26 protein-coding genes and 1 pseudogene are annotated in these 26,709 nt (G+C 65.4%); 9 read left to right on the top strand and 18 right to left on the bottom strand.

All coding sequences use genetic code 11. The annotated features are described in order from the left end of the window. Positions 1-30 precede the first annotated feature (30 nt). From ACOGXD_RS06110 to dnaA, 8 genes are all read right to left on the bottom strand, one after another. Positions 31-753 carry a DUF3566 domain-containing protein gene (locus ACOGXD_RS06110; RefSeq protein WP_419917012.1) on the bottom strand — a complete coding sequence of 241 codons (723 nt, stop codon included), beginning with the start codon at positions 751-753 and terminating at the stop codon, positions 31-33. Positions 754-838: 85 nt separating this feature from the next. Beyond that, complete coding sequence (locus ACOGXD_RS06115; protein ID WP_419917013.1) at positions 839-1,234, bottom strand: hypothetical protein; 396 nt, start codon at positions 1,232-1,234, stop codon at positions 839-841. A gap of 9 nt (positions 1,235-1,243) precedes the next feature. Continuing rightward, positions 1,244-3,781: a DNA gyrase subunit A gene (gyrA, locus tag ACOGXD_RS06120; RefSeq protein ID WP_419917014.1), complete on the bottom strand. Its 2,538-nt coding sequence runs from the start codon at positions 3,779-3,781 to the stop codon at positions 1,244-1,246. Positions 3,782-3,815: 34 nt separating this feature from the next. Next, on the bottom strand, positions 3,816-5,771 hold the full coding sequence (locus ACOGXD_RS06125; protein ID WP_419917361.1) for a DNA topoisomerase subunit B: 1,956 nt from the start codon (positions 5,769-5,771) through the stop codon (positions 3,816-3,818). 126 nt (positions 5,772-5,897) lie between these two features. Then, complete coding sequence (locus tag ACOGXD_RS06130) at positions 5,898-6,236, bottom strand: DciA family protein (protein ID WP_419917015.1); 339 nt, start codon at positions 6,234-6,236, stop codon at positions 5,898-5,900. Further along, positions 6,233-7,315: a DNA replication/repair protein RecF gene (recF, locus tag ACOGXD_RS06135; protein ID WP_419917016.1), complete on the bottom strand. Its 1,083-nt coding sequence runs from the start codon at positions 7,313-7,315 to the stop codon at positions 6,233-6,235. Before recF ends, ACOGXD_RS06130 begins: the two co-directional genes overlap by 4 nt. Further along, positions 7,312-8,421 (bottom strand): DNA polymerase III subunit beta, encoded by a 1,110-nt coding sequence (gene dnaN / locus ACOGXD_RS06140; RefSeq protein WP_419917017.1) that lies wholly within the window; start codon positions 8,419-8,421, stop codon positions 7,312-7,314. Before dnaN ends, recF begins: the two co-directional genes overlap by 4 nt. Before the next feature lie 323 nt (positions 8,422-8,744). Next, on the bottom strand, positions 8,745-10,439 hold the full coding sequence (dnaA, locus tag ACOGXD_RS06145; protein WP_419917018.1) for a chromosomal replication initiator protein DnaA: 1,695 nt from the start codon (positions 10,437-10,439) through the stop codon (positions 8,745-8,747). Between the two features lie 367 nt (positions 10,440-10,806). On the opposite strand from dnaA, the gene rpmH reads away from it, so the two are divergent. The 5 genes from rpmH to ACOGXD_RS06170 all read left to right on the top strand — a co-directional run bounded on the left by rpmH (position 10,807) and on the right by ACOGXD_RS06170 (position 13,308). Next, complete coding sequence (gene rpmH, locus ACOGXD_RS06150; RefSeq protein ID WP_323673719.1) at positions 10,807-10,941, top strand: 50S ribosomal protein L34; 135 nt, start codon at positions 10,807-10,809, stop codon at positions 10,939-10,941. Between the two features lie 65 nt (positions 10,942-11,006). Then, positions 11,007-11,285: a ribonuclease P protein component gene (gene rnpA / locus ACOGXD_RS06155; RefSeq protein WP_419917362.1), complete on the top strand. Its 279-nt coding sequence runs from the start codon at positions 11,007-11,009 to the stop codon at positions 11,283-11,285. Next, positions 11,282-11,566 carry a membrane protein insertion efficiency factor YidD gene (yidD, locus tag ACOGXD_RS06160; protein ID WP_419917019.1) on the top strand — a complete coding sequence of 95 codons (285 nt, stop codon included), beginning with the start codon at positions 11,282-11,284 and terminating at the stop codon, positions 11,564-11,566. The genes rnpA and yidD overlap by 4 nt, the downstream gene beginning before the upstream one ends. Then, positions 11,566-12,771 (top strand): YidC/Oxa1 family membrane protein insertase, encoded by a 1,206-nt coding sequence (locus ACOGXD_RS06165; protein WP_419917020.1) that lies wholly within the window; start codon positions 11,566-11,568, stop codon positions 12,769-12,771. The genes yidD and ACOGXD_RS06165 overlap by 1 nt, the downstream gene beginning before the upstream one ends. A gap of 183 nt (positions 12,772-12,954) precedes the next feature. Then, positions 12,955-13,308: a Jag N-terminal domain-containing protein gene (locus ACOGXD_RS06170; RefSeq protein WP_419917363.1), complete on the top strand. Its 354-nt coding sequence runs from the start codon at positions 12,955-12,957 to the stop codon at positions 13,306-13,308. A 10-nt stretch (positions 13,309-13,318) separates the two neighbouring features. Here ACOGXD_RS06170 and ACOGXD_RS06175 read toward each other — a convergent pair whose 3' ends face one another. Then, entirely contained in the window at positions 13,319-15,361 is a 2,043-nt protein-coding gene (locus ACOGXD_RS06175; RefSeq protein WP_419917021.1) for a cytochrome P450, read from the bottom strand. Between the two features lie 139 nt (positions 15,362-15,500). Here ACOGXD_RS06175 and ACOGXD_RS06180 point away from each other — a divergent pair, with 139 nt between their 5' ends. Beyond that, entirely contained in the window at positions 15,501-16,553 is a 1,053-nt protein-coding gene (locus ACOGXD_RS06180) for a Rieske 2Fe-2S domain-containing protein (RefSeq protein ID WP_419917022.1), read from the top strand. Between the two features lie 26 nt (positions 16,554-16,579). Further along, positions 16,580-17,098: a protein jag gene (locus tag ACOGXD_RS06185; RefSeq protein ID WP_419917023.1), complete on the top strand. Its 519-nt coding sequence runs from the start codon at positions 16,580-16,582 to the stop codon at positions 17,096-17,098. 13 nt (positions 17,099-17,111) lie between these two features. Here the strand turns inward: ACOGXD_RS06185 and ACOGXD_RS06190 are convergent, their stop codons facing one another. Further along, positions 17,112-17,732: a 16S rRNA (guanine(527)-N(7))-methyltransferase RsmG gene (locus ACOGXD_RS06190; RefSeq protein ID WP_419917024.1), complete on the bottom strand. Its 621-nt coding sequence runs from the start codon at positions 17,730-17,732 to the stop codon at positions 17,112-17,114. Positions 17,733-17,823: 91 nt separating this feature from the next. On the opposite strand from ACOGXD_RS06190, the gene ACOGXD_RS06195 reads away from it, so the two are divergent. Together ACOGXD_RS06195 and ACOGXD_RS06200 are read left to right on the top strand one after the other, a co-directional pair. Further along, positions 17,824-18,720 carry a ParA family protein gene (locus ACOGXD_RS06195; protein ID WP_419917025.1) on the top strand — a complete coding sequence of 299 codons (897 nt, stop codon included), beginning with the start codon at positions 17,824-17,826 and terminating at the stop codon, positions 18,718-18,720. Beyond that, entirely contained in the window at positions 18,717-19,619 is a 903-nt protein-coding gene (locus tag ACOGXD_RS06200; RefSeq protein WP_419917026.1) for a ParB/RepB/Spo0J family partition protein, read from the top strand. Before ACOGXD_RS06195 ends, ACOGXD_RS06200 begins: the two co-directional genes overlap by 4 nt. 122 nt (positions 19,620-19,741) lie before the next feature. Here the strand turns inward: ACOGXD_RS06200 and ACOGXD_RS06205 are convergent, their stop codons facing one another. The 8 genes and pseudogenes from ACOGXD_RS06205 to murJ all read right to left on the bottom strand — a co-directional run bounded on the left by ACOGXD_RS06205 (position 19,742) and on the right by murJ (position 26,700). Further along, a complete protein-coding gene (locus ACOGXD_RS06205) occupies positions 19,742-20,422 on the bottom strand; it encodes a peptidoglycan-binding protein (protein WP_419917027.1) in 681 nt (226 codons plus the stop codon). A gap of 147 nt (positions 20,423-20,569) precedes the next feature. Further along, positions 20,570-20,707: pseudogene (locus ACOGXD_RS06210) on the bottom strand (peptidoglycan-binding domain-containing protein); the annotation flags it as partial. Continuing rightward, on the bottom strand, positions 20,704-21,027 hold the full coding sequence (gene trxA, locus ACOGXD_RS06215; protein ID WP_419917028.1) for a thioredoxin: 324 nt from the start codon (positions 21,025-21,027) through the stop codon (positions 20,704-20,706). The gene trxA and the pseudogene ACOGXD_RS06210, both read right to left, overlap by 4 nt. Before the next feature lie 72 nt (positions 21,028-21,099). Then, positions 21,100-22,101 (bottom strand): thioredoxin-disulfide reductase, encoded by a 1,002-nt coding sequence (trxB, locus tag ACOGXD_RS06220; RefSeq protein WP_419917029.1) that lies wholly within the window; start codon positions 22,099-22,101, stop codon positions 21,100-21,102. After that, a complete protein-coding gene (locus ACOGXD_RS06225) occupies positions 22,098-22,427 on the bottom strand; it encodes a hypothetical protein (RefSeq protein ID WP_419917030.1) in 330 nt (109 codons plus the stop codon). Before ACOGXD_RS06225 ends, trxB begins: the two co-directional genes overlap by 4 nt. A 157-nt stretch (positions 22,428-22,584) precedes the next feature. Then, positions 22,585-24,090 (bottom strand): hypothetical protein, encoded by a 1,506-nt coding sequence (locus ACOGXD_RS06230; RefSeq protein ID WP_419917031.1) that lies wholly within the window; start codon positions 24,088-24,090, stop codon positions 22,585-22,587. Beyond that, positions 24,087-24,938, bottom strand: a complete 852-nt coding sequence (locus ACOGXD_RS06235; protein ID WP_419917032.1) for a DegV family protein — start codon at positions 24,936-24,938, stop codon at positions 24,087-24,089. Before ACOGXD_RS06235 ends, ACOGXD_RS06230 begins: the two co-directional genes overlap by 4 nt. A 40-nt stretch (positions 24,939-24,978) precedes the next feature. Further along, on the bottom strand, positions 24,979-26,700 hold the full coding sequence (gene murJ, locus ACOGXD_RS06240; protein ID WP_419917033.1) for a murein biosynthesis integral membrane protein MurJ: 1,722 nt from the start codon (positions 26,698-26,700) through the stop codon (positions 24,979-24,981). Between the last annotated feature and the right edge of the window lie 9 nt (positions 26,701-26,709).

Genomic DNA, 26,709 nt, shown 5'->3' on the forward strand with positions numbered 1-26,709 from the left:
GCTGTGACATCTGCGCCTGTCGACGCAGGATCAGCGGGCGGGCGGGCGGCGCTCGTCTTCGAGCACGGTGACCCGGACACCCCCGGTGAGATCGCTGATCAAGTTGAACATGATCGCCATCACTACGTTAAAGGCCACGCCGACCGTGGCGACAATGAGCCCGATGATCCGGGCGCGCCGGAAGATCACCATGCCGTCGATGGTCCAGCTCTCATAGGAGCCGACTTCGGTGATGAACGACTCCACCTTGTCGACGAGACCTGAGCGCTGAGCCGCGTTCCACAGCAGCACACCCGCTGCCAGCACGGCGACATACAGGCAGGCGTATAACAGCACCGACACTTTGAACACCGACCAGGGATCGATGTGACGCAAGATCCGGTGCGTTCGCCTCACCCGGGCTCGACGCTGGCTCAGCCACGCCCAGCGCATCGGCGGAGCTTCTTCGGAAGGTGCCGAGGGGGGTGGAGCCATCGCCGGCTGACCAGGCGCCGCATGGGGCGGCGCAATCTGACCCAGCGCAGCAGGCGGTGGTGTCTGGCCCGGCGGCGCAACACGACCCTGTGACGGCGGAATCTGGGGCGGCATGGGCGAATCCGGCGCCGGGTTCTGCGGAGCCGGTGTGCGGCCACCGCGACGACGGGAGCTGCTCGCTGGGGTTATCCCCAGCGCTTCGGCAAAGAGCTCGTCGGTGGGAGTCGGCCCGCCCGGCTCCGGCGACGGCGGCTCCCCACCCGATGTCGCATCGGCCACGCTTCGCAGTGTAGGAGTCAGCCCGCACGACCCCCGGTCGCCGGCAAGATGCTCGGAGAGTCGAGCCTCAACGTCGCCGCTCGGCTCAGCCTCCGGCATCAAGCAGCGGCAACGGGGCCGCAGCGGCAGCCGCCGCCCGCTGGCCATCGAGTTCCACAACGACTTCCACCTGCACCGTGCCATCGCGGACGCGAAGTTCGAACGCTGCTAACTCCCCGCCGGCGTCGATGACAGCAGCCGATGCGGCAGCATCATCGGGGAGCGCGCCATGTGCGATCGCGGCGGGATCGGCCGCAACGAGTGTCGCCAACGCCGCAGCATCCGCGACGGCTTGGGCTCGCGAACTCGCCACCGCAGCCTGACCCCAGCGGGCTACCAAGCCCAACCCCACGAGCAGAGCCAGCGCCAAGAGCGCCACAGGCAATGCTGCCTGCCCGCTCTGGATCCGAGCCCCCATCGTTCGCGACGCACACGTCGGCATCAGCCGACGCTATGACGCTGGATCTGCCTCGTTCGAAGGGTTTTCGCGAGGTTCGCCGTCAACTTCGTCGGCGTCGGGAATATCTGGCATCTCGACGGGCGCGATAGCCACGACCTCCTCGCCGTCCTCAAGCGCCATGGCTCGCACGCCGCCCGCGACACGTCCCTGGCTGGAGATGTCAGACACCGGTGTGCGGATCAGCACGCCGCTGGAGGACACCAGCAGCACCTCGTCAGCGGCATCCACGAGCCGAGCCCCCACCACATGGGACTCCGCGTCCGGCAGCTTGACGGCTATCACGCCCAGCCCGCCACGGCCCTTGCGCGGGAACAGTCCGGCAACAGTGCGCTTGGCCGACCCGGTGCTGGTCACCACCAGCAGGTCGCGGCTGTCCTCCCCGCCCAGCACGTCCGCCGCAGCCACGGTGTCGCCGCCGCGCAGTCGTATCGCGCGCACGCCAGCTGCACTGCGGCCCATCGAGCGCACCTGGCTCTCGGCGAAGCGCATGGCGCGGCCCCCACGAGACACGACGAGCACGTCGTTGTCACCGGATGTCTCGAGCACACGCACCAGCTCGTCGCCTTCCCGCAGGCTCAGCGCGATCAACCCGTTCGAGCGGATGTTCTCGTATGCGCTCAACGGCGTCTTCTTGGCGAGCCCTTGGCGGGTCACGAACATCAAGTACCGATCCGAGGGGAATTCGCGCGCCTCCACGACGGCTTCGACTCGTTCATCTGCCGCGAGCTGCAGCAGGTTCACCAGCGCCGTGCCCCGTGCCGTGCGGCTGGTCAGCGGCACCTCGTACGCCTTCAGCCGGTGCACCCGGCCCCGGTTGGTGAAGCACAGCAGCCAGGCATGCGCCGTCGTCAGCAGCACGCGCACCACGGCATCGTCGTCCTTGAGCCGAGCGCCCTGCACGCCCCGACCGCCCCGCCCCTGCGTCCGGAACACGTCAGGCGACGTTGCCTTCACGTAGCCCTCACGCGTCAGCGTCACCACCAGCGGCTCGTCCTCGATGAGGTCCTCGGCGTCCATCTCGCCGGGATCAGTGACGATCTCTGTGCGCCGCGGCGTCTGATGCTCGGCACGCAAGGCGCTCAGCTCGTCGATGATGACCTGCCGCAGCCGGCCGTCGTCGCCGAGGATGGCCTCCAGCTCGGCAATCGTCTGCGTCAGCTCGGCCAGCTCATCGCTCAGCCGTGTGCGCCCCAGTCGGGTCAGGCGGCTCAGCTGCATGTCGAGGATGTGGTTCGCCTGCTCGGCGCTGAACGACATCGGCGCCTCGCAGAGCCCCGCCAGTGCCGCGGCGCGATCGTCGCTGGCGCGGATCAGGGCGATGATCTCGTCGATCAGGTCGAGCGCACGCAGCAGGCCCTCCACGATGTGCGCTCTCGCCCGGGCCTCGTCCAGCCGGTGCTGGCTGCGCCGCGTCACCACCTCGATCTGGTGATCGACATACGCGACCAGGGCTTCCCTGAGGTTCAGCGTGCGCGGCACCCCGTCGACCAGCGCCACCATGTTCACGGCAAAGCTGGACTGCAGCGGCGTGTGCTTCCACAGGTTGTTCAGCACCACGTTTGCCGGCGCCGACGGTCGCAGCTCGATGACGAAGCGCGTCTTGCCCTTCGCCGACTCGTTGCGCAGCTCGGTGATGCCCTCGATGACCTTGCGGTTCACCGCATCGGCGATCTTGCGCTCGATGTTCTCCACCGAAGTCTGGTACGGGATCTCGGTGACCACGATGCTCGACCGCTTGCCGTTCTCGACGATCTCGGCCCGGGCCCGCAGCTTCACCGAGCCCCGGCCGGTGGCCATGGCCTCCCGTGCGCCGGCGCGGCCGAGCATCCGCCCGCCGGTAGGGAAGTCGGGCCCGCGCACGAACTCCATGAGGTCATCGACGGTGGCGTCGGGGTTCCCGATGAGATGAATCGTGGCGTCGATGATCTCGCTGAGGTTGTGCGTAGGGATGTTGGTGGCCATGCCCACCGCGATGCCCTGGCTGCCATTGACCAGCAGGTTCGGGAACCGCGACGGCATCACCAGCGGCTCGGTGCGGGAGCCGTCGAAGTTCGCAGCGAAGTCCACCGTCTGCTCGTCGATGCCCTCCGCCATCGTCATGGCCAGGTCGGTCAGCCGGCATTCGGTGTAGCGGTACGCAGCCGGCGGGTCCGACGGCGAGCCGAAGTTCCCGTGCGGGTCGATGAGCGTGTTCGCCAGGCTGAACGACTGGCCCATCCGCACGAGCGCGTCGTAGATCGATCCGTCGCCATGGGGGTGGTAGTTGGCGATGACATCGCCGACCACCGTGGCGCATTTCTTGTGGGGTCGGTCCGGGCGCAGGCCGGTGTCGAACATCGACCACAAGATCCGGCGATGCACCGGCTTCAGGCCGTCACGGGCATCGGGCAGCGCCCGCGAGGTGATGACCGACATGGCGTAGTCGAGGAAGGACTGCTCCATCTCGGTCTGGATCTCGACGTCCACAATTCCGATGGCGCCGCCCTCGTCGGGCGAGCCTGTGCCGGTGTCAGGGTCGTCGTTGCTCATGGCGCTTCCAGCCGGATCCGTCTGCCTGCCACGCTCAGACGTCGAGGAAGCGGACGTCGCTGGCGTTGTTCTGGATGAAGCCCCGGCGGGCGTCCACGTCGTCGCCCATGAGGATGCTGAAGATGAGATCCGCCGTAGCGGCCTCTTCGAGCGTGACGCGCAACAGGGTCCGGCTGGCCGGGTCCATGGTGGTGTCCCACAGCTCCTGGGCGTCCATCTCGCCGAGACCCTTGAGTCGCTGGAACTCGTTGCGGTGGTTGGGTCGCTCCGCCAGGAACGCATCCTTTCTGCGGTCGTCCTTGAGATAGACGGTCTCGGTGCCGACCTTGGTGGAATACAGCGGCGGCTGGGCGATGTACACGCAGCCATGCGACAGCAGCTTGCGCATGCGGTGGAAGAAGAACGTCAGCAGCAGCGTGCGGATGTGGCTTCCGTCGACATCGGCATCGCACAGCAGGATCACCTTGCGGTAGCGAACCTTGGCGATGTCGAAGCCGCCCTCACCGGTCGCGCCATCGACGCCAGCGCCGATCGCCGAGATCAGCGCACTGATCTCGTTGTTGTCGAAGATGCGCTCAGGCCGGCTGCGCTGGACGTTGAGGATCTTCCCCCGGATCGGCAGGATCGCCATGGTGGCGGGGTCACGGGCCTCCTTGGCCGATCCTCCCGCCGAATCGCCCTCCACGATGTACAACTCGGCCTCTTCGGGGTCGCCCGAGGAGCAGTCGGTGAGCTTGCCGGGCAGGCCAGCACCTTGCAGCGCCGACTTGCGGACAGTGTTGCGGGCCTTCTGAGCGGCGATGCGAGCACGGCGGGCGTCGACGGCCTTGCCCACGACCAGCTTGGCCTCGCTGGGGTGCTCTTCAAGCCATTCGCCGAGCCCGCTGTAGGCGGCCTTCTGCACGAGGCTGCGCATGGCGGTGTTGCCCAGCTTGGCCTTGGTCTGGCCTTCGAACTGGGGCGCTTCCATGCGGACGCTCACCACTGCGGTGAGGCCTTCACGGATGTCGTCACCCTGCAGGTTGCCGTCGTCGGGCCGCAGCATCTTGCGGTCTTTGGCATAGGCGTTCACGGCCGACGTCAGCGCCGAGCGGAACCCTTCCGCGTGCATGCCGCCTTCGATGGTGTTGATGCCGTTGGCAAAGCTGTGGATGCCGTCGGTGTTGAAGCCGTTGTTCCACTGGAAGGCAATCTCGACCTCGTCGCCGTGCTCGGCAGCAGACAGGTAGCCGATGTCATCGAACAGCGCCTCGGAGCTCTCGTTGAGATGCCGGACGAAATCGCGGATGCCGCCTGGGTAGCAGTACTCGTGGCGGACCGGTTCGGGTCGCCGCTCGTCGGTGAAGCCGATGCACAGGCCGGCGTTGAGAAACGCCATCATCTGCAGCCGCTCGGTCAGCGTCTGGGCCCGGAATTCGACATGATCGAACACCGTCGGATCGGGCTTGAACGTGATGGTGGTGCCGGTGCTGCGGGCAGGTGACGGGCCGGTGTCGGTCAGCTCGCCGACCGGCTCGCCGCCGTCGTGAAACTGCAGCTTCCATCGCCTGCCGTCCCGGTCGATGACGGCTTCCAGCTCGGACGACAGGGCGTTCACCACGGACACACCGACGCCGTGCAGCCCGCCGGACACCTTGTACCCGGTGCCGCCGAACTTGCCGCCGGCATGCAGCACGGTCAGAACAACTTCGGCGGCTGACTTGTCGGGATACTGCGGATGAGCCTCGACGGGGATGCCTCGACCGTTGTCGGTGACGCTGCACGTGCCGTCTGCTCGCAGAGTGACCTCGATGGAGCTGCAATGCCCTGCCATGGCCTCGTCGACGGCGTTGTCCACTACCTCATAGACGAGATGGTGGAGGCCTCCGGGGCCGGTCGAGCCGATGAACATCCCGGGACGTTCACGAACCGGCTCGAGTCCCTCGAGCACCGTGATCGCATCGGCGTTGTAGTCGCCGGCAACGGTGCTGTCAGTGCCGACGGCACCCACCAGGCCGTCGCCGGTGCCCGCCGACGCGGGTGCCAGAGTCGTGTCGGTCACAGTGCAACCAGTCTACTGGGCGGTGACCGATTTTCGGCGTAGGAGCAGCTGTTTCGGTACCAGTAAAACCGCAGGTCAGAGACGTTTTTTCTGCCCAGTGCCAGGATGCACGCGGAGGTGCAGCTCAGAGACCGTCGCGGCTGCCGAATCGGCGTTCAGTGCGGCCAGAATCCGGCTGGAGTGGTAACGCAATTCGGTCGCCCAGGCAGGATCGTCCACGACGACCGTCAGCCGGCCGGCTTCCAGTCGCTCGGGGTGCGCGTGGGCCGCAATGGCCTCACCGACGGCCTCGGTCCAGCGCTCGTTGAGGTCGATCGCGCGGCCCCGTGAACCGAATCCGGCAGTGACCGCCTTGAGCGAGTCGCCGATCGACCGAGGCTCGCGGCCACCTGATGCGCGACGGCGTCTGTTCATCTTGAGACCACCTCGCCGCTGTGGATGTGGACTTGGCTGTGGGCTTCGATTCCGGGTGGCACATGACCGGTGGCCGATGTCACGACAGTCTGCGCGGCGGGCAGGCAGCCGACAAGACGGCGAGCCCGGCCTTCGTCGAGTTCGGAGAAGACATCGTCCAACAGGATGACCGGTTCGATCCCGCTGATCTGCGCCGTGTACCTGTGCTGGGCCAACCGCAGCGCCAGGGCGATACTTCGCTGTTCCCCCTGTGAGGCGTGAGTACGTGCAGGCAGGCCATTCAGGCAGACCGTCATGTCATCCCGGTGCGGGCCCACGGTGGTGGTGCCGCGTCGCAGGTCGTCCGGGCGTGCCTTCGCCAGCGCGTTCGCAAGGCCGTTCTCACGCCACGCGGCTGCATAAGAGAGCTCCAGGTCCGCAGAGCAGCCGGCGAGCTGGTGATACGCGTCTTGGGCCGGGGACACCAGTTCCGTGCACAGGGCGGCCCGCCGTTGTGCGATGGCCTCGCCGACCTCTGCGAACTGCGCATCCCAGACGTCGAGCGTGGTTAGGGCCTCGTCGTCGAGGCGATGACCAGCCTGCTTCAGGAGATTGCTGCGCTGTCGCAGCACTCGTTCGAAATCAAGCCGCTGCGCCCGGTACTCACGATCAGTGCTGGTCAGCACATTGTCGAGCAGCTCGCGACGCACCGACGGGCCGCCCGCCGCGATCGACAGGTCGGCAGGGCAGAACACCACCGTGCTGACCACGTCAGCGAGGTCGCGCAGTGTCCGGACCCGCTGCCCGTTCACCTGTGCCCGGGATCTGCCGGACGCCGCGATCTCCATCTCCACCAGGTGCGTCCGGCGGCCTCGCCGGATCTCGGCACGCACGAAGCCTCGATCGCAGCTGGTGCGCACCAGTGTCTCCGCACTGGCCCCGCGGAATGAACCCGAGCCATCCAGCAGGGCGATGGCCTCCAGCAGGTTGGTTTTGCCGTGCCCATTGGGCCCGATCACGAGCGTCCGCTCTGCGTCGAGCGACAGTTTCGTCGACCGGTGATTCCGGAAGTTCTCGATGCTCAGCCAAGCAATGATCACGACACCCGAACGGGCATCAGCAGATACAGGAACTCTCCTTGCCCAGGCGTCCGCAGCACAGCTGGCTTGAGGGCGTCGAGACGCACCAGCTCGACCGTATCGCCGCCGGCCGCGTCGAGTCCTTCGATGAGGTAGTCGGGATTGAAGGCGACGGTAGTCGGCTCTCCCTCGTAGGCGGCATCGATTTCCTCGCTCGCGCTGCCGACGTCCTGGCTGATGACCGTGAGTTCAATGCTGTCGGGACGCAATTCCATCCGCAACGGTGCATTGGTATCGCGGGCCAGCAGGCGCAGCCGGCGTGCTCCGTCGAGCAACGCGGCTCGGTCCACCTCCAGGCGGTTGTCGTGAGAATCGGGGATCAACGGCTCATAGCTAGGAAAATCACCTGCGATGAGGCGGCAGGTCACTTGGGCCGACTGCGAATCGTCACTGACTTCGAAGACGACTTCCCGTTCGCCGAGCCGCATGGTCACGTCTTTGCTCGAATCGAGGATCCGGCCGAGCTCTTCCAGGGCCCGAGATGGCACGAGCACCTGCTGCCCCGGGCCGAGCACCTGCGCCTCGGGCAGATCGCGCAAGGCAAGTCGGTAGGAGTCGGTCGCCACCAACCGCAATCCGTCACCCCGGGCGGCCATGAGTACGCCGGTGAGAATCGGGCGGGCATCGTCAGAACTCGCTGCGCGCACGACTTGGCGAAAGGCCTCTGCGAGTTCGCCAGCCGGCACGGTGACATCGTCTCCCGCCGGTTGCGGCAACGTGGGGAAATCGGCTGTCGGCAACGTTCGCACCGAGAATTGCGAACGTGCGCCGGTGATCTGCACCTCATCATCGTCGACTTGCACGTCCACCTCGCCCGGCGGCAACGCTCGGGCAATGTCCGTCAGCAGCCGGGCCGGCACCACGGTCTCGCCCGCTGTCTCCACTGCCATGCGCAATTGCGTGCGCACCGTGAGATCCAGGTCGGTGCCGGTGACTGTGAGACCTTCCCCATCGGCGCGCAGGTGCAACCCAGTCAGCACGAACAAGCCACCCCCACGCACATTGACCCCTCGACTCGCCAATGTCAGCTGGTCGACTAGTGCATCTCGTTCAATGCGCAGTTTCACGGGCGGTTCTCCTTGGCCGTACAAGACCGATGAGACAGACCATCCTCAATGAGAAGGTTGAGACTTATTCGGTAGTGGTTGTAGGGGCTGTGAATTGTGGATGACTGACCGTTGTCGCAGATCAGCGCAACGCGGCCTGTCAACAGTCTTGCCTGCGCGTCCACAGCTTCACCCTCCCTTTTCTGCGTGGCTGGCGTGATCGTGGAAAAGCGCGACTTTTCCCGAGGCTTGTCGAGAACTTTTCCACTCATTGTCCACAGTGTGTGGAGACACCCTAGATCCAGTCACCGGCCGCACAGCGGACAGAACTCGGCGGATCGGTCTTAAGCAGCCCGAACGCGCGCTATGAGCTGGGCAACCTGGTCGTACACCTTGCGTTCAGCAGGGAGCAAGCTGTTGATCTTCTTGACGGCGTGCATGACGGTCGTATGGTCGCGCCCGCCGAAGACGCTGGCAATCGCCGGGTAACTCAGGTCGGTGAGTTCTCGCATGACATACATGCTGATCTGGCGGGCGTTGACCAAGCCTTGCTGACGGCGCTGGCTCGTGAGCTCGCCCACGTCGTAGCCGAACATGTCCGCGGTCATGTTCAGGATCCGGTCGGTGGTGATGGGCGTCTCCTGCGGTTCGCGGACATCGCTCAGGATCTGCTGGGCCATCTCGAGCGTCACCGGACTCCGGGTGAGGCTGGCGTATGCAGTGACGCGAACCAGAGCCCCCTCCAGCTCGCGGATGTTGTTGGTGATGAGGTGCGCGATGTGCTCCAGTACTTCATCGGGCACGTGGCCCCGTTCGGTCTTCTTGCGCAGGATGGCCACCCGGGTTTCGAGATCCGGGGGTTGGACGTCGGTGATCAGGCCCCATTCGAACCGGCTGCGCAGCCGGTCCGACAGCGTGGAGATGCTGCGGGGCGGGCGATCGGAGGAGATCACAATCTGACGGCCGGCGACATGCAGCGAGTTGAAGGTGTGGAACAGCTCCTCTTGCAGGCCTTCCTTGCCTTCCATGAACTGGATGTCGTCGAGCAGCAGTACGTCGAGTTCGCGATAACGCCTCTTGAACGCCGGTGTCGTGTTCGTGCGGATGGCTTCGATGAACTCTGAGAGAAATGTTTCCGTGGAGACGTACCGGACACGATGCTCCGGCAGGGTGGTGCCCAGGAAATTCACGATGGCTTGCAGCAGGTGGGTCTTGCCGAGACCAGTGCCTCCGTGAATGAACAGGGGGTTGTAAGCGATGCCCGGAGTTTCTGCAACCGCGAGCGCCGCGGCTTGTGCAAACCGGTTGCTGCTGCCGATGACAAAGCTCTCGAAGGTGTATCGGGGATTGGTGATGTCAACGCCTGGCACTCTGCGTGGAGTTTCGCTGCCATCGGGCGCTGGTGCGTCCGGCGCAGTGTTCTCGGCGGCGGCCGGCGGGTGGGCGGGACCGGTCGCTGGGTGCCAAGCCTCGTCGTGGCCCGGGCTCGAGGCGTCACCGTCAGGCATTGCATCCATGTCGTGCGGATCTGCATCGGCGCCATTGACGCTGTCGAGGTCGTCGAGTTCGGGGCGGGTCTCGATCTCGTAGGTCTGAGGATGAACTGGCAGTTGCTCGAAGGCTGCGTGGAGCATGGGGATGTAGCGCCGTTGGATGCGATCGCGGATCATGTTGCTCGGTGCGATCAGCACGGCCAGTTCGTCGTCGATGTGAAGTGCTTGGAGGTGACGGAAGTAGCCGAGCCAGAGCGCGTCGGACACCGTGGCCCGCAGGATGTCGCGACACTGCGACCACAGTTCATCGGTATTCGCGCGGCCGCCTTCGGGCAGTGCAGGTGCGCTGTCCGGAGTCACGTGAGCAGGTGCTGACGACTCTGGTGATGGGGACCCTGGGGATCGGGATTCTGGCGATTGGGAGTTGTTGCGATGATCCTCAGGGTCGTGTGCTGCGGCACCTGCCTGCGGAGAACTCACCACGACAACCTCGTTCGCCTCTGTCCGTCGTGTGCTCGCGGAACCTGTTGTTCGCCTGCGAGCCACCAAGCGGCATCCGGTGGTCGGAACCTATGGCCGCGCTGACACTGCTGCAAGCGCGTCTTTGCACGCCTGCCCAGCGCTCGAGATGACGAGGACGCAACAGTTCGGCGACAGACCTATAACGCCCGCAAAACAAGCGGATGACAGGGAAGTTTGCAGCTCCGGCGCCGAGAGTCGTGGCCGAAATCAGACACCTGTGACAGGGCCCAGAGCGCCGTTGCCGCGCGTCATCGCGCGCGACGCCCGCGCATCGGAAGGGATCAGCACCCGTAGGCTGTCGGTGCTCTCGGGTCGACACCCGGGCACGCTCTGGCCGCCGCACCGCATTTCGCGGACCTGCCCGCGGCCTGAACCTCCAGGAGGCTGCAGCGTGAAGCGCACGTACCAACCCCATAACCGCAGACGAGCCCGCCGCCACGGCTTCCGCCATCGCATGTCCACCCGTGCGGGTCGGGCGATTGTGAACGCTCGCCGACGCAAGGGCCGGCAACGGCTGAGCGCCTGATCGATTCGTGCCGCAGCAGGGCCGACTTTGCCGCACTGCGCCGCGGTCGTCGATTCGACAGCGAGCTGCTGTGGATGACGTTCGCGGCCGATCGCAGCCTGGGGAGGCCGCGCGTGGCATTCGCGCTGAGCCGACGCCGGGGAACTGCAGTGGAGCGCAATCGGGTTCGGCGACGTTTGAGAGCCGTGTTTCGCGAGGTCGCGGCCGATCTGGCGCCCGGCCGTTATCTCGTCGGCGTGCGCGCGCCGGCGTCGGCAGTGACCTACCGGCCAGCTCGAGCCGAGCTGGTGCGGTTGCTACGAGCCGCGGAAGCCTTGGACAGCTCCCGGGACAGCCGGCCATGACATCAGGGCCGCTCACTCGGGCGTTGATCGCTGCGGTCAAGCTGTATCGAGCACTCCCCCGCTCGCGACTGCCATCGTGCCGCTTCGATCCAACGTGCTCGCAGTACGCGCTCGACGCCCTGCGCACTTGGGGTGCGGCACGCGGCGGCTGGCTGGCACTCCGACGCATCTGCCGCTGCCATCCATGGGGCGGCTGGGGCTACGACCCGGTGCCGGCGACCGGCGATTCGCTCCGTCGCGGCCACCGCACGGTCGGAGCGGCAGGACTCTTGGAGCACTGATGTTCGACTGGGCTGATCCGATATTCGACGGCATCGCCGCCGTATTGGCGTGGTTCTACTCGTTGGTGCCCGACTACACCTTCGCGATCTGCATGCTGACCTTGGCGATCATGCTGCTGTTCACCCCGCTCACGCTGCGGGGCGCCCGGTCGATGACGAAGATGCAGGCGTTGCAGCCGGAGATGACGGCGCTGCGCAAGCGGCATGGCAGCGACCGTCAGAAGCTCAACGAAGAAATGATGAAGCTGTACCAGTCTCACGGGGTGAGCCCCCTGGGCGGGTGCTTGCCGAACTTGGTGCAGATTCCGATCTTCATCGTGCTCTACCGCGTCATCTGGAATCTGCGCATACCCGACGACAACCATCTGATCGACAACCCGTTTCCCCGGAATCTGAGCCCTGACTCGCAGATGTACAAGGACATCGTCGACGCGGAGGGCGAGATGCGGTCCTTGGGCATGGACCTGTCGAAGGTGGCGAAGGACGTTGTCCAGGCCGACTTCGTCGACGGGCTGCCGTACTTGGGGCTCATAGCGATCACCTTCGTGCTGGCGTGGCTCCAGCAGCGCCAGATGGCGCGGCGGCGCGGCAACGCGGCGATGCCCAACCGCCAGATGGAAATCATGATGAAGTACCTGCCGTTCATGCTGCCGGTCTTCAGCTTCTTCGTGCCGGCGGCGCTGGTGCCCTATTTCATCGTGTCCAGCATCTACCGCATGCTCCAGCAAGCGTTCATTCACGCCACGATGAAGCCGCCGGAACCGTTGGCCGCCGCGGAGTCCGACGCCAAGGTCATCGAAGCCGAGGCAGTCCCGGAGCCAGAGCCGCCGCGACAGGTGCCCAACCAGCGCTCACGCAAGGCACTTGATGCTGAGGCGGAGCGCCGTGCGGAGCGCGAGCGTCGCCGTGCAGAGCGGCGGGAGGGTTCGCAGAACTCCTCGGGCGAGCGCGCACCGGCGCCGGCACCGCCGGAACCTTCTGAGTCCCCCACGATCCGCCGGACTCGCTCATCGGAGGAACGAGTTGTCGATGCGCGCAAACGAGCGCGTCGCAGCACTGGCTCCTCGAATCGGAATCAGGACCGGCCCGAAACCCGCGAGCGCGGCCGTCGGCGTGGGCGTGCCGAACCAGAGCCGGAATCGAAGCCCATCCAGAGTCGTCGTACCTCGGGAGACGGCAGGACCCGCAATCGCCGCAAGCGATGAACGCACCGGCAACCGCTCCCCACAGGATGCGAGCTTTGGTGGACCTTGTCGTTGGGTCACCTGTTGTTTCCCGCTCTTGTTCCCCGTCCTCATTGGATACGGGCTCACGGGCCGCTCGGGCCACGGCTTCGCCTACCGGCTCAGCCTCTCGGAGTTAGGCGCTGCGTCGTGGAGTGGATCGTGATGACCGGCCACACCGTCGCCGAGGCGCGTGATCGCGGCCTCGATGCGCTCTCAGTCGCCGTCGAGGATGCAGACATCGAGATCCTGGCGGAGCCGAGCCGATCGCACTGGGGATTTCGACGCCAACCAGCTCGCGTTCGCATGCGAGTGCGGCCAACCGGACCGCCGCCGCGGGTGGGCGACCAGCGCCGAGACCATCGCCGATCCCGCCGCCGCTCCGGTGGCAGGCAGCGTCAGGCACAGCAGGGCCGGAGCGGAGGCCAGAACAAGAACCGCAGCGGCCGTTCATCTCGGCGGCCGTCCCGCTCGCGTCGCAGCGGCGCTGCTCCGAAACAGAACGGTTCGACCTCGTAGCGCGCGGGCGTCAAGCGGGCAATGGGTACCGCTGCTTGACGATGGTGAACTTGAGCTTGTTGTTGGGCGACAGCGACGGGAACGCACTGATCTTGAGCTGGTAGTCGGCTGGCTGTATCTGCAGCTCGAAGTGATGCGCAATCATCAGCAGATTCAGCGTGAGCTGCAGGTCAACCATGTTCGAACCGAGGCAGCCATGTGTGCCCAAGCCGAACGGAGCGTAACCAGGTGTCCGATGTTCGGCTCGTGCGGGCAGATAGCGATCGATGTCGAATCGGTAGGGGTCGGGAAACAGGTCGTCCATGTAATGGCAGGCCGTTGTAGCAATGAGGATCTTGGACCCAACTGGCAACTCGAAGTCCTCGACGACACATGAATTCATCACAGTTCGCATCGACATCGGTATCGTCGGATACAGCCTCAATACCTCCATGATGAAACGCCGGGTCACGTCGATCGAGGACGATTTAAAGGCTTCCGGTGACGGATCGCCATCTCCGAAGAGTTCATCAGCTTCGGCGCGAATCTGTTCATGCAAGTCAGGCTGACTCAGCATGGCGTACATCAAGAAGCCCAACTCATCGCCGGCGTACATGCTTGCGAGCACGACTGCCGAAAACATGAAACGAAGGTTTGATTCGGGTACGAACGTGGGATCGCTTCGATGCAGACTCAGAATGTCATCTGCTTGATCCCGCGGACAGCCGAGTCGTTGGGCCGCAGTATGGGATTGCACAATTCGATCGAACAGCAGCTCAACAGCCCGCGTCTTGCGCTTCATGCCGGGCGTGTGGAGCATGAACGGCGGCATCACTTTGATCACTTGCGTCTTGAGTGCACGTGATTTGTAACTGATGATATCGTCCATGACATCGGCGGCTTCAACACCGATAAGTGTTGGTGTTATGGATGCGTTGGCGAGCTGCCGGCACATGGAAACGCCAGCATGCGTCTCGCCTACCTTCCATGTCGACATGAGCGTACGGACATTCTGGTATGTCTGGTTGATTTGGTTTTCCAGCCGCTCGCGGCCGTAACTTGCCCGCAGAGCTTTCCGCAGGCGGAAGTGATCCGCTCCGTCGATAGCTGGCAGCAGTCCTTCGGCAAAATATGCTTCTTCCAGGCCTCGGAGATAGTCACTCGACCTGAGGTACATGCGCCCGTACCGATGTACCCAGCGATTGACGCGGGGACCCACAACACAGATCATCGGGTGCTTTTCGAGCGGCGACTTGAGCTTGAATACCGGTCCGATTTCCTCAGCGAGCTGTGCAAAGCCGGCAGGCATATTTCCGTCGCGGACATGCTTATTGAGGGCGAGTCGGCGAACGGAGAGCTTGGGAATCGTCTTCGTGAGCGCGGCGCCCTGGAGTGCGCCAGCCAAGTTTTGCGCCACAGCGTCAGCAATAGCCCGGCCGATGAGATCCATCTGGCAGATCAGCTGAACTCGTTGCTCTGCTGTTTCGTCAAAATCGAAGATGAAACGCAGGACATCGCAGACATTTGCAAGCGCGATGATGATGATGTCTCTCGGGCCGGGAATGTCGCTTCCGAAGATCGACTTGTCGACTCGCGCCTTGACATGCTGAACAGTTGCCTTCGCATCCTCGTCGGAGAAGTATTCGCTGTGCCGTCCAGCAAGCGCCAGCGTCCAGAAATCTCCCTCGTGGTGCTCGAGAATCCCGATCTGAACCAGCCGGTCCAACGTCAGATCGATCATCATCTCGGCGCGCGGCGCGAGCTGCTCGACCCAGTACTGAGCGCTGTGCTGTTTCGACTCGCCAGCAATCTGCGAGAGAGCGAGATCCAGAACCGGGTTCCCGGTCGGCGTCTGGTCCAACAGGATGAGGGATTCCATGTCGGTGTCAATGCGTGTGCCGAGCGACAGCCCAGCCAGCGCTGCGCCGGCCATTGCGCAGCTCAAGTGCCAGCCCGGCACTTGATGGAAATAGCCGGTTTCCTCATTGAGCATCAGCAGCATGAGCTCGTCACACAGGGTGAGCACCTGGTCTGTCTCGGCTGCTGCTTGAGTCGCCATGTAGTTGCCCTTCACGGCGCTCGACCTTGGCCAGAAGAGAGGCGTCCTCGCCTCAAGCTGGGATCCGGGTGCGGATGCCCAAGTTCGCCACGGTAGGGTACCCGACTGCTTGGAGCATCCCCGTGCCCGGATGTCGAGTGAGGAGGCCGGATCGATGCCTTCCGACATGGCGGAGGTTGCGAACATTTGTTCACTATCTCCATTCCCGGAGGGTTGGTACTTCATCGGCACCCATCGAAACCTGCAGAAGTCGGAACCGTATTCGGCGATGTGGATGGGTCAGAAGATCGTTGCTTGGTGCAATGACCACGGCGATGTCTGTGTTGCCGAGGCTGTCTGCCCGCACCTCGGATCAGATCTCAGCGCCGACGCCGGGGCACGGGTGGTCGCCGGGCAGTTGGTCTGCCCATTTCATGGATTCGAATTCGACGTCACGGGACAGTGCGTTGCCACGCCCTCGGACGATCCGGCACGGTCGACGAAGTTGCGCCTCTTTGAGACCCGGAACATCGGGGGCTTGATCTTCGCCTGGTGGGGCTTCGGGGGCCGTGAGCCGCAGTGGCAACTGCCCCACGTACCCCCCAACGACGGAGACTGGAGCGACCTCGCGCTCAGGACGGTCCGTTTCCCAGGCCATCCGCAGGAGACCAGTGAGAACTCCGTCGACATCGCCCATCTGAGCTACATCCATGGCTACGACAACGTGACCAGCGATGCGCCGGTGTCGATCGAGGGCCCCTGTCTCGAGAGCCGCTTTGGCTTCGCCACCACGCGCAAGATCGCCAAGATCGGGAAGCTCACGCTCGAGGTGTCGGCCGTTGCGCGCGTGATCGGTCTGGGCTACTCGTATGTTGAGTTCCGGGAGCGCTCGATCGGCATGGATGCGCGGCTGTGGGTGCTGGCGACCCCGATCGACGGCACGCTGATCGACCTGACCATCGTCTCGTCGGTGCGTGAGCTGCGGGAACCGAAACGGCCGATTGCCGGCCTGAAGTTCCTGCCGCGGCAGTTGCGAGCGCCCATCCTGAACAAGTTTGTCGCCGACTTTCAGATTCGGGATGTGAAACAGGACGTGGTCATCTGGAGCCGCAAGCATTATGTGCCGCGTCCACGACTCGTTCGTTCAGACGGCGAAGTGATGAAGTATCGAGCCTATTGCGCCCAGTTCTACCCAGAACCGGGTCAGTGCCAGTCGCCGGCTCGGTGAGAAGGATCCCATCAGAGGAGATGTAGATGACGGGTGAAACAACGACAGCAGAACAGCAGGCCATGGTGCAGGAGTTTCTGGACGGCCTGGTGACGGCGTTCGGCATCGAGGCCAAGGCGGTGCCCGTCACAGCAGACGACGACAGCTTCGAGATCAATCTCGAGGGCGAGAACGAGGCACTGGGGCTGCTGATCGGGCCGCGCGGCCGCCATGTTGTTGCACTCCAGGAGGTCGCGAAGACCATGCTGCAGCGCAGGCTGCCAGGTGTGCGCCGCGCGCGTGTGCGGGTTGACGTGGGGGGCTACCGGCAGCGCCGCCGCGAGGCGCTTGAGGCATACGTACGCGAGCTCGCCGGCGCCGTAGTGGAACGCGGAACGGAACGTGGACTCGAGCCGATGAACGCGGCTGATCGCAAGGTCGTACACGACACGGTCAACGAGATCGACGGTGTCGACACGATCTCGGTGGGCGATGAACCCCGGCGGCGTGTCGTGCTGGTGCCGTCCAGCCCGAGCGATGCTTCCAACCCGAGCGACGAGGCGTAGTCCGTCCGATCGATCAGAAAAGCGGTCTCTTCCGGATCTGTTTCCAGCTTCGGGGGTATGCCGGATCGACAGCTGTCAGGCACTCCAACTCGGCAAACGTCGGCGCGCCTGCGGTTCGCTGTACGAAACGCATTCCGAGCTGAGCGAGCGCGTCGGGCGGCCAGCGCGTGTCACCGCATCCGGGCGGCTCGCTGACCACGAGCCTGCCGCCCGCGCGCAACAGGCCGGCACTGCACTCGGCGACCGCGGCTGGCGGCCCGAACGCCCGGCTCACGACGCCGTCGTAGGCATGGCGATGGTGGCTGAGGTGGGCAAGTTCGGCGGCATCGCCGAGCGCGACCGTGACGCGATCAGCGAGTTCGAGGTCCTGAACAGCGGTTTCGAGGAAATCAACCCGTCGCTGCGACCTATCCAACAGCACGAATTCGATGCTGGGTTGCTCCAGGGCCATCACAAGTCCGGGCACTCCCCCGCCGCTCCCGAGATCGCACCAGCGCTGACCGGGCATCGGTCGAGCCGCCGCGTGGTGGGCTCGTGCGTGCTCCACGTGGGCCAGGAGGTCACCCGGGCCCAGAAAGCCCTGTTGTTGACCGTGCCCGAGCACGGCAACGAGGCGTTCTTCTGCCGCCGCCATGATGCCGGGAACCGTATCTCACATGTTTCACGTGAAACACTGCCGCCCGCGCAGCAGGTTCGCGAGTGGCCTACGCTGACTCTCAGCGTCAATGAACGGAGACTGCATGGGCCGGATCATTGCGGTGACGAATCAGAAAGGCGGCGTCGGCAAGACGACGACGGCTGTCAATCTGTGTGCGTCGCTCGCCGACTCGGGCCAGAAGACGCTCCTTGTCGACATGGATCCACAAGGCAATGCTGCTACTGGCGCCGGCATCGATCCGCGTGCGGTGGGTACCTCGATGTACCAGGTATTGCTCGGCGCAGCCGAGATAGCCGACTGCATCCAACCGACTGGCATCGAGAACTTCCACGTGGCACCGGCACGGTTAGAGATGTCTGGCGCGGAGATAGAACTCGTGACTGCCTTCAGCCGCGAGTTGAAACTCAGGCACGCTCTCGCCCCGATCACTGACGACTACGACTACATCTTCATCGACTGCCCGCCGTCACTCGGACTCTTGACCGTCAATGCGTTGAGTGCGGCAGTCGAGATCCTGGTGCCTGTCCAGTGCGAGTACTACGCGCTCGAAGGGCTGGGCCAGCTGCTTCACAACGTGGAGATGGTGCGCCAGGGCCTGAATCCCGCCCTCGTCATCAGCGCCATCGTCATGGTGATGTATGACGCCAGGACACGGCTCGCGGCAGAGGTGGTCTCTGATGTGCGGCAACACTTTGGTGATCGGGTGTGCCGGGTCGTGATCCCGCGGACGGTGCGCTTGTCCGAAGCCCCGAGCGTGGGGCAGCCGGTGACGGTGTACGCGCCCAACAGCCGTGGCGCCGTGGCCTACCGGGAGCTCGCCCGGGAAATTCATGAGCGCGACGGGCAGCCGGGGACAGCCGGTGCCCGCGTGGCTCGTGATCCCGCCTCGAATGAGCACTGGGAACAGGAGCAGGCAGATCCGGCTGGCATCTCGCCGGTCAGTCGTGAAGGAGCCCCCACATGAACGCTCGACGAGGACTCGGGCGAGGGCTCGGTGCGCTCATCCCCACCGGCCAATCGGCCTATCGCGAGGTGCCCGTCTCAGCCGTCGAAGTCAACCCGCTGCAACCCCGGCAGCACTTCGACACCGAAGCACTGGACACTCTGGCAGATTCGATTCGCCAGATCGGGGTCTTGCAGCCGATCGTCGTGCGCGAGACGGGCATCGTCGGCCGCTTCGAGATCATCGCTGGCGAACGTCGCTGGCGAGCGGCGCGCAGCATCGGTCTGGACACCATTCCGGTCGTCGTGCGCGCCGCGGACGACGAGTCCAGCCTCACGCACGCGCTGATCGAGAACGTTCACCGGGCCGATCTCAATCCCTTGGAAGAGGCGGCCGCGTACCGGCAGCTCATCGATGACTTTGGCGTCACCCACGACGAGCTCGGACGTCGCATGGGCCGTAGCCGTGCGGCGGTCACCAACTCGCTCAGGCTCTTGTCGTTGCCGGTGAGCGTGCAGCGCTACTTGCTGGACGGAGAACTCTCCGCCGGTCACGCCCGTGCACTGCTGGGCTGTGATGACCCCGTCGAGCTCGAACTGCTCGCGGAGCGCGCCGTGGATGAAGGCTGGTCAGTACGCACGGTGGAAGAGGAAGTTCGATCCTTCGGAGCGCCGTCAGAACGCGAGTCGAAGCCGGATCAGCCAACCGACGGGCCCGCAGCGCCGGCCCCGGCTGCCGAGGATCGTCCGGCAGCGGTGTTGGAGGTCGAATCAGCGCTGGCGGCCGCCCTCACGACTGCCGTGGAGGTGCAACTCAGCCGCCAAGGGGGTCAGATTGTCATCAGATTCGCCGACATGGAGGATCTCGGCCGGCTCTACGAGGCGTTGACCGACAACCTTCGGGCAACCCTCGAAGGTTGAGCGGTGTTTGCCGGCGGGCTCAAGCTTTGGATGACAAAGGCGCTGGTGCCGAGATTTGCAGCCTCAATCTGAACTTGTTGTCCACTAGCTGTGGACAACATGGGGAGAAGACTGCGTTGAGCTCAGGCGACGGGCTGATCAGCGAGCAGATCTCGGGTCGACTGGGCAACGACGTCGGCCACTTCCCGGTTTCGTTCCAGCAGAGCGTCGATGCGTTCGAACCTGCACAGCACGGCGGGCATCGCACTCTCACGCAGCATCGGCAGCCCCATGCCGTTCGTTTCAATAGAACCGAACATTGGTTCCAGCCCGTCCGCGATGTCGGCGGCGAGCTTCTGGCCGGCGCGGCTCACGAAGTGACGACCCTGGAAATAGCTGACCGAGGGCGCGGCCGGCTTGACCTCGAAGCCGATATAGACGGCTGCACCGAATCGGTTCACCTGCGCAGCTTGTGTTGACCAATCAGGATGGTGAACCGTCAGCACTTCGGCGCCGTCGCGCCCGATCTCGCGCCGCACCGACGCCGTGACCGGTTCGAGTCCGCCGGCTTCGCCCACGGCGATGCGCCGTCCGATCAGCTGGCCGCCGGCGGACTCCAAGCGCTGCCGTTCGGTGATGTGAGCGACGACCGATGCGTCGCCGAGCGGCCTCACCAGCTGCTGCAGCGTCTGGAGGGTTCGGCCACCGCAGACGCCGTCGCCGCCCAAGCTCATATTCGTCTGGAAATCGACGAGTGCTGCAGCGGTCAGCGGGCCCCAGATCCCGTCGATGCGCCCGACCGAAAAACCCAGCGTGCTGAGCATCCGTTGCACCTCTGCGACGTCATCACCCCGCAGAGGTGGAGTACGCAGGTACAGGAAGCGGTCTCCCAGCCGCTGGCCCGCCTCGATCAGCAGTCCCCATGTCTCGGGTCCGCAGATCCCGTCGACATCGATTGAGCGCTGGGCCTGGAAGGCCTTGACGGCTTCCGCAGTCGCTGCGTCGAAGATGCCGGTGATCGGGCCGTGCCAGTGTCCAGTAGCGGTCAGCCGATGCTGGAGGTCTCGAACGTGCGGACCTGCCGCGCCGATGCCGAACGGTCGGATCAGAGGAACTCGCCGATCTCAGCCAGCAGGGCGCTCTTGGGCTTGGCGCCGACGAGACGCTTGGCCGGTTCGCCGTCGCGGAACATGATGAGCGTCGGAATGCTCATCACCTGGAAGCGCATGGCCAGGTCGGGACTCTCGTCGACGTTGACCTTGGCGATGCGGATGTTGTCGTGCTCCGATGCGATCTCCTCGAGAATGGGGGCGATCATCTTGCACGGTCCGCACCATTCGGCCCAGAAATCCACCAGCACAGGGCTGTCAGCACTGCCGACGGTCTCATCGAACGTGCTGTCGTCCAAGGTGGATATACCTTCGGCCATCGCTGGCTCCTCATCTCGTGGTTGCCGCGAGGCTACCGCTGCGGTCTCGGTCGATGGCGGTTGACGGCGCGATCAGTGACCTTGCGCTTCGAGCCAGCGCTCGGCGTCGATGGCCGCTTGGCAGCCTGAGCCGGCGGCTGTCACTGCTTGGCGGTAGTAATCGTCTTGGACGTCGCCGCAGGCGAAAACGCCTTCGATGTTCGTGCGCGCGCTGCCGGCTTCGGTCACGAGATAGCCGTTGGGCTTGCGGTCGAGCCAGTCCGCGAACAGGTCAGTGTTCGGTCGATGCCCGATCGCGATGAACAGGCCTGAGATGTCGAGCGGCGAACGCTGCTTCGTCTGCGTGTCCTCGAGCGTGACGCCTTCGAGGCGCTCGTCGCCCAGGATTTCCACCACCTGCCGGTTCCACAGGAACTCGATCCGCTCGTTGGCGAAGGCCCGATCCTGCATGATCTTCGAAGCGCGCAACTCGTCGCGTCGATGCACCACGTACACCTTTGCTGCGAAACGCGTCAGGAAGGTGGCCTCTTCGAGGGCGCTGTCACCGCCGCCCACCACCGCGATTTCCTGACCCCGGAAGAAGAAACCGTCGCAGGTGGCACACGTGGACACGCCGTGACCGATGAGACGCTCCTCATGGGGCAGTTCGAGCAGCAAGCTCTGCGCACCGGTGGACACGATCACCGTGCGGCCGCGGTAGCAGGTGTCCCCCACCCATACTGAGAACGGTTGTTCGCCAAAGTCGACCTTGGTGGCCTTCGCGGTGAGGAATTCGGCTCCGAAGCGTTCTGCTTGAGCCCGGAAGCTGGCCATCAAGTCAGGACCCAGGATGCCGTCGGGAAATCCGGGATAGTTCTCGACATCGGTAGTCAGCATGAGCTGTCCACCGGGCTGGTCGCTCGTGGAAGACGGCTCGCCCTCGATCACGAGCGGCCGCAAGTTAGCCCGTGCGGTGTAGATGGCAGCGGTGAGGCCAGCCGGGCCGCTTCCGACGATGATGACGTCGCGTGGAGCGGCGTCAGCAGGCTCGGCGTCGTGCGCAGCGGCGGCAGGAGACCCAGCGCTGCCGCTCATGTTCTCCTCGCTGCACGCGGTCGCCGCTTGGACCACGCCAATGCTCCGGCACCGCCGAATGCGCCGCCGGCGATCAGGTGCGCAGACCACACGTCGCCCGGCACCGCGATATCGAGTGCCCTGATCGCTGCAATGGCCACCAGCACCACGACACCGACCGCCGCGGTGACAATCACTAGGCCGTACACCAGCGCTCGCGCAGCTGTGATCAGCGGTCCGCTCGTCCGGCCGCGCACGGCGTCGACGGCATCGGTAAACCGAGCGACGGCCGCGTCAATGCTGTCGTCGGGCGTCTCGCCGGAGCCCGTCTCCCGCCTGAAGATCATCGGCGGAAGCCTAGAGGCTGAGCCAGAGGCGAAGCCGTGGCCCGAGCGGCCCGTGAGCGCCAGCGAACAAGAGCGGGAGGCACAGGGCGAAGCCGTGGCCCGAGCGGCCCGTGAGCGCCAGCGAACAAGAGCGGAGAGATAGACGTGTTGAGTCGTGCTAGGGGGTCACGGCGTCGGTGCTGGGCGGTGCTTCGGCCCCGCGGATCGTGGTGGTGACTTCGATGCGGGAAACGGTGACCCGATGCCCGCCGTTGGGCAACTCGTCACCGAGATCGGTGATCCATACGAGCAGGGCAGCGGCCTCGGCAGATGGCACCTCCAGCGTTGTGGAACCGGTGATGTCCTGGGCTGTCGCCACCGGGCTTCCCCAATCGATCAAGGTGCGATTGCGCTCGCTTGATGCGTACAGCTCGAAGGACCACCCGACAGTGGGGGAATCGATCAACAGGCGCTCTACCGAGTGTGGCTCATCGCCGTACAGCACAACGATCAGCCCGACACCGTCCTTGAGCCCGCCGAAGTCCCGGGTGTTGTAGCGCGCGGTGCTCCAGCCGGTGCTCGGATCGCCGTCGTTGATGAAGATGAGTCGTTCGGGGTGCTCGATCCGGTCGTCGCCTGCCGGATCGAAGTCGGTGATGGATTCCAGCAGGATCGGTGCGCGACGAACTTGAGTCGTCGTCGGTGCTGGCGGGACTGTCGGCGCCGTCTGCGGCGCGTCGGTCACAGTGGTCGCGGCCGCAGTTGCCGACGGCACCACTGTGACGACTGGCTGCGTGCCAGCGGCTGGGGCTGCAGTCACGGGGGACGGCGATGTTTCCGTGGGGGGATCGGACGGCTGCCCGATGACCAGCGCGACCCCGACGAGCGTGGCGGCTGCTGCTACCAGGACGCCGACCGGTGCAAGCCAGTGCCGCTCTGCCTGCCACACCGACCTGCGATCGGCGCCTGCGCCGTCGGTTGTCGGCAGCTCCTCCACGACCGACCGCAGCGCGAGCAGCATCGACGGGACATCGGGCCATGGATCCGACGCATTGATAGCCCGTGCCAGCACCGGGGCCACGACATCGGGCACGACTGGGTCGAGCTCCCAAGTGCCATCCGGCCGCCGCTGAGGCGCCGCCCCGACGATGAGTCGGTGCGCGAGCACAGCGATCGAAGCCAGATCAGCGCGCCGTGTAGCGGGAATGGTGACGGCATCGTCTGTAGGCGGGCCGTTGAGAATGACCCATCCCACCTCGGCGCGCCACCCGATGTAGTCGGCGTCGACGCCGCCGTGGGCGAAGCCTGCGCTGTGCAGGACGGCCAGCGCCTCGGTCACCGCGATGACAACGCGGATTGCTTCGGCCGCCGCCAGGCGCCTGGTGTCACCGTTGGGTGCCGCGAGCTCGTCAGTGAGCATCCTCGTAGGCAGTTGCTCGGTGACGATCGCAAAATGGTCCGCCTCGTCGTAGGTGTCGAGGATGTGCAGCAAACCGTGGTGCTCCACCCGCGCCAGTGCTTTGGCCTGCAGGCGCAGGCGGTGGCCTATCTCGCTGTCGGCAGTTGCCCGGCGGATCGTGACCGGTCGATTGAGCGTGCGATCCAAGCCGGACCACGTCTCGACTGCGCCCGGCTGCAGCAGTTCGTGCCGCTCGTACCGTTCGTTCGAGCCGGTGTCGGTCACTCCTTCGTAACGAAGACCACGCCGATGGTGCCGACACCTGCGTGCGCTCCGACGACCGGACCGATCAGCATCACCCTGGGCGCCGCGTCGGTGAGCGGCGCGATCCGTGCCACAAAATGGTCGACATCGTCACAGTCGGCATGCATCACCGCGATCTGCGAGATATTGGGACCTTCTGCGGCCACGAGGTCGACCAGGTGCGCGAGTGCTCGAGTGCGTGTTCGCTGCTTGCCCGCCGGCTCGACGCGGCCGTCGGTGACCGTGATCAAGGGCTTGATCGACAGGACCGAGCCGAGCAGAGATTGCGCAGCGCCGATGCGGCCGCCCTTGCGCAGATTCTCCAACGTGTCCAGAGCGGCGTGAACCCGGACCCGCTGCGCTGAGGTCCGTATGGCATCGGCAATCTGCGATCCGTCGGCGCCGGTGGCGGCAAGTTCGGCGGCAGCGATGACCAGCAGCCCGAGACCGGCGCTGACCGTTCGGCTGTCCACCACATGACAGGTGAGCCCGTTCGGGGGCTCTGACGCCGCTTGTTGCGCGGCTTCGATCGTTGCAGAGAGATCCCCGCTCAGCGTGATCACGACGACTTCGCTCGCGCCGGCGTCTGCGGCGCGCTGGTATGCCTCGGCGAAGGCACCGGGGGAGGGCGCGGCGGTGGACGGAAGCTCGTCGCTGGTCCGGCAGCGCTTCCAGAAGTCAGCCGTGGTGAGCTCGACGCGATCGGTGAACGACTGCATGCCGAACCGGATCTCCAACGGAACCACCGTGATGCCAAGGCCGGTAGCGACCTCTTCGCTGAGATCGCAGGAACTGTCGGTGATGATGTGCACTGGGGCTTGCGCTGTCATTTCGGCTCAGCCTCCTTGGTTGTCGTCGGTGGGGGACTGGTCAGCGTCGGCATCGTGGCCGTTGCGCACGCGTCGGCGCCACGCGGGACAGTTGCGAAGTTAGTGCTCGGGCCACGGGCAGCCGGAGCGCCAGCCCGCAGCCGAGGTGAACTCCCGCCATGGTCAAGCCGGCAACCGCGACTCGCAGCACGGACGGCACTGGTGCCAGCACGAGCGTGACCCCCAGACCGACAATGAACGTCACGACTGCCGGCACCAGGTGACGCGCAATTGCGCCCCCGAACAACCGCCCCTTTGGCCAGTCGGCCCCCGTTGTCATGCCCGCCCTGACGGAGCGCCGTTGCATGACCGCCCGACGCAGCAAGCCCAGTTCGACCCAAGCGCCCACCGCGGCACCGAGCGCCAGACCTACCGCGCCCAGGCGGGCCGGCAGTGCGGGATCTGATCGGATCCCCGCATCCAGCAGCGTCCAGGTGGATTCCAGCGAGAACAGGTCGATGTCGCCGAATCCGGTGAGGGCGCCCTCGAGCACGAGCACCCGGTCCAGCGGCAGCATCAGTGCCGCGCCGACCGCCAGCGAGACAGCCAGCCGGATCGCTGCGATGGTGGCCGCCGTGCGCGTGTCGCGTGCGGCGAACAGGACGTTCTGGCACAGCCTCGACGCCACGAGCGGCACCAATCCGAGCGAGTAGGCGCCCAGCACCAGGGCGATCAGAGTGATGTCGTCGTCTGCGATGGCGGTGCGCAGCCCAGCGAGATTGAACACCGAATCGGTGAGCGGGCCGCCGGCCGCGAAGTAGACCGCCACCACGCCGGAGACGCCGAACGCAGTCGCGCACAGCCGGGCGGACGTGCGCTCGGCGATCGTGGCGGGCTCGCGGGTCCGGCTCAGCTCGGTCAGCTCGGCGGCGGCGATGCTGGTGCCGATCAGGCTCAGCGGCAGCAGGTACAGCGTCTGCGCGGCGGCCATCGCTGCTGCGGCTCCCACGCTGAGCAGCGAGGCCAGCGCGAGGTCCAAGAAGGCGGAGATCTGCAGTACCCCGCGACCGGCCACCGCAGGCCCGAACCGCTTCATGACCCCGGCTGCTTGCCGTTCCCGCCAACCGAAGTTCAGGGTGATCCGCGGGTTGGCCCGCCAGACACCCCGCAACTGCACGAGCACTTGCGCCGCTGCACCCGCAGTCACGCCCCAGGCCAACGCCGTGGCGCGGTCGGCGCCCGCCACACCCCATGCAAGCACGCCGACCAGCACGGCGATCTGGGTCGCATTCCATACCACTGGCGCCACGTAGGAGAGGAAGAAGCGACGGTGGCTGTTGAGCACTCCCAGGCACCATGCGCTCAGCACTGCCAACGCCGTGCCGCACACCGTGATGCGCACGAGCGTGACCGTGAGCTCGAAGCGCTCGCCCACGAATCCCCAGGCGATGAGTCGCACCAAGGGCCGTGCGGCAAAAATGCTGATCAGCGCAGCGGTCGCGGTGACTGCCACCAGGAATGTGGCAATGGCGCCGGCCAATCGCCCCGCTGCGCGCTCATCGCGCTCGGTCAGCGAGCTATAGGCGGGAACGAATGCGCCCGACAAGGCACCCTCGCCGAGCAGGTTCTGGAGGAAGTTCGGGATGCGCATCGCGGCGGCGAACGCATCGCCGATGGTGCCGATCCCGAGAACATTGGTGACGAGCGCTGTGCGAGCCAGACCTGACAGGCGTGAGACGCCGATGCCGGCTGCTGCCGCTGCGGCGCCCTGCTGTCGGCGCATTGTGGCGCC

This window comes from Candidatus Poriferisodalis sp., from assembly GCF_965204125.1.
GTDB lineage: Bacteria > Actinomycetota > Acidimicrobiia > Acidimicrobiales > Poriferisodalaceae > Poriferisodalis.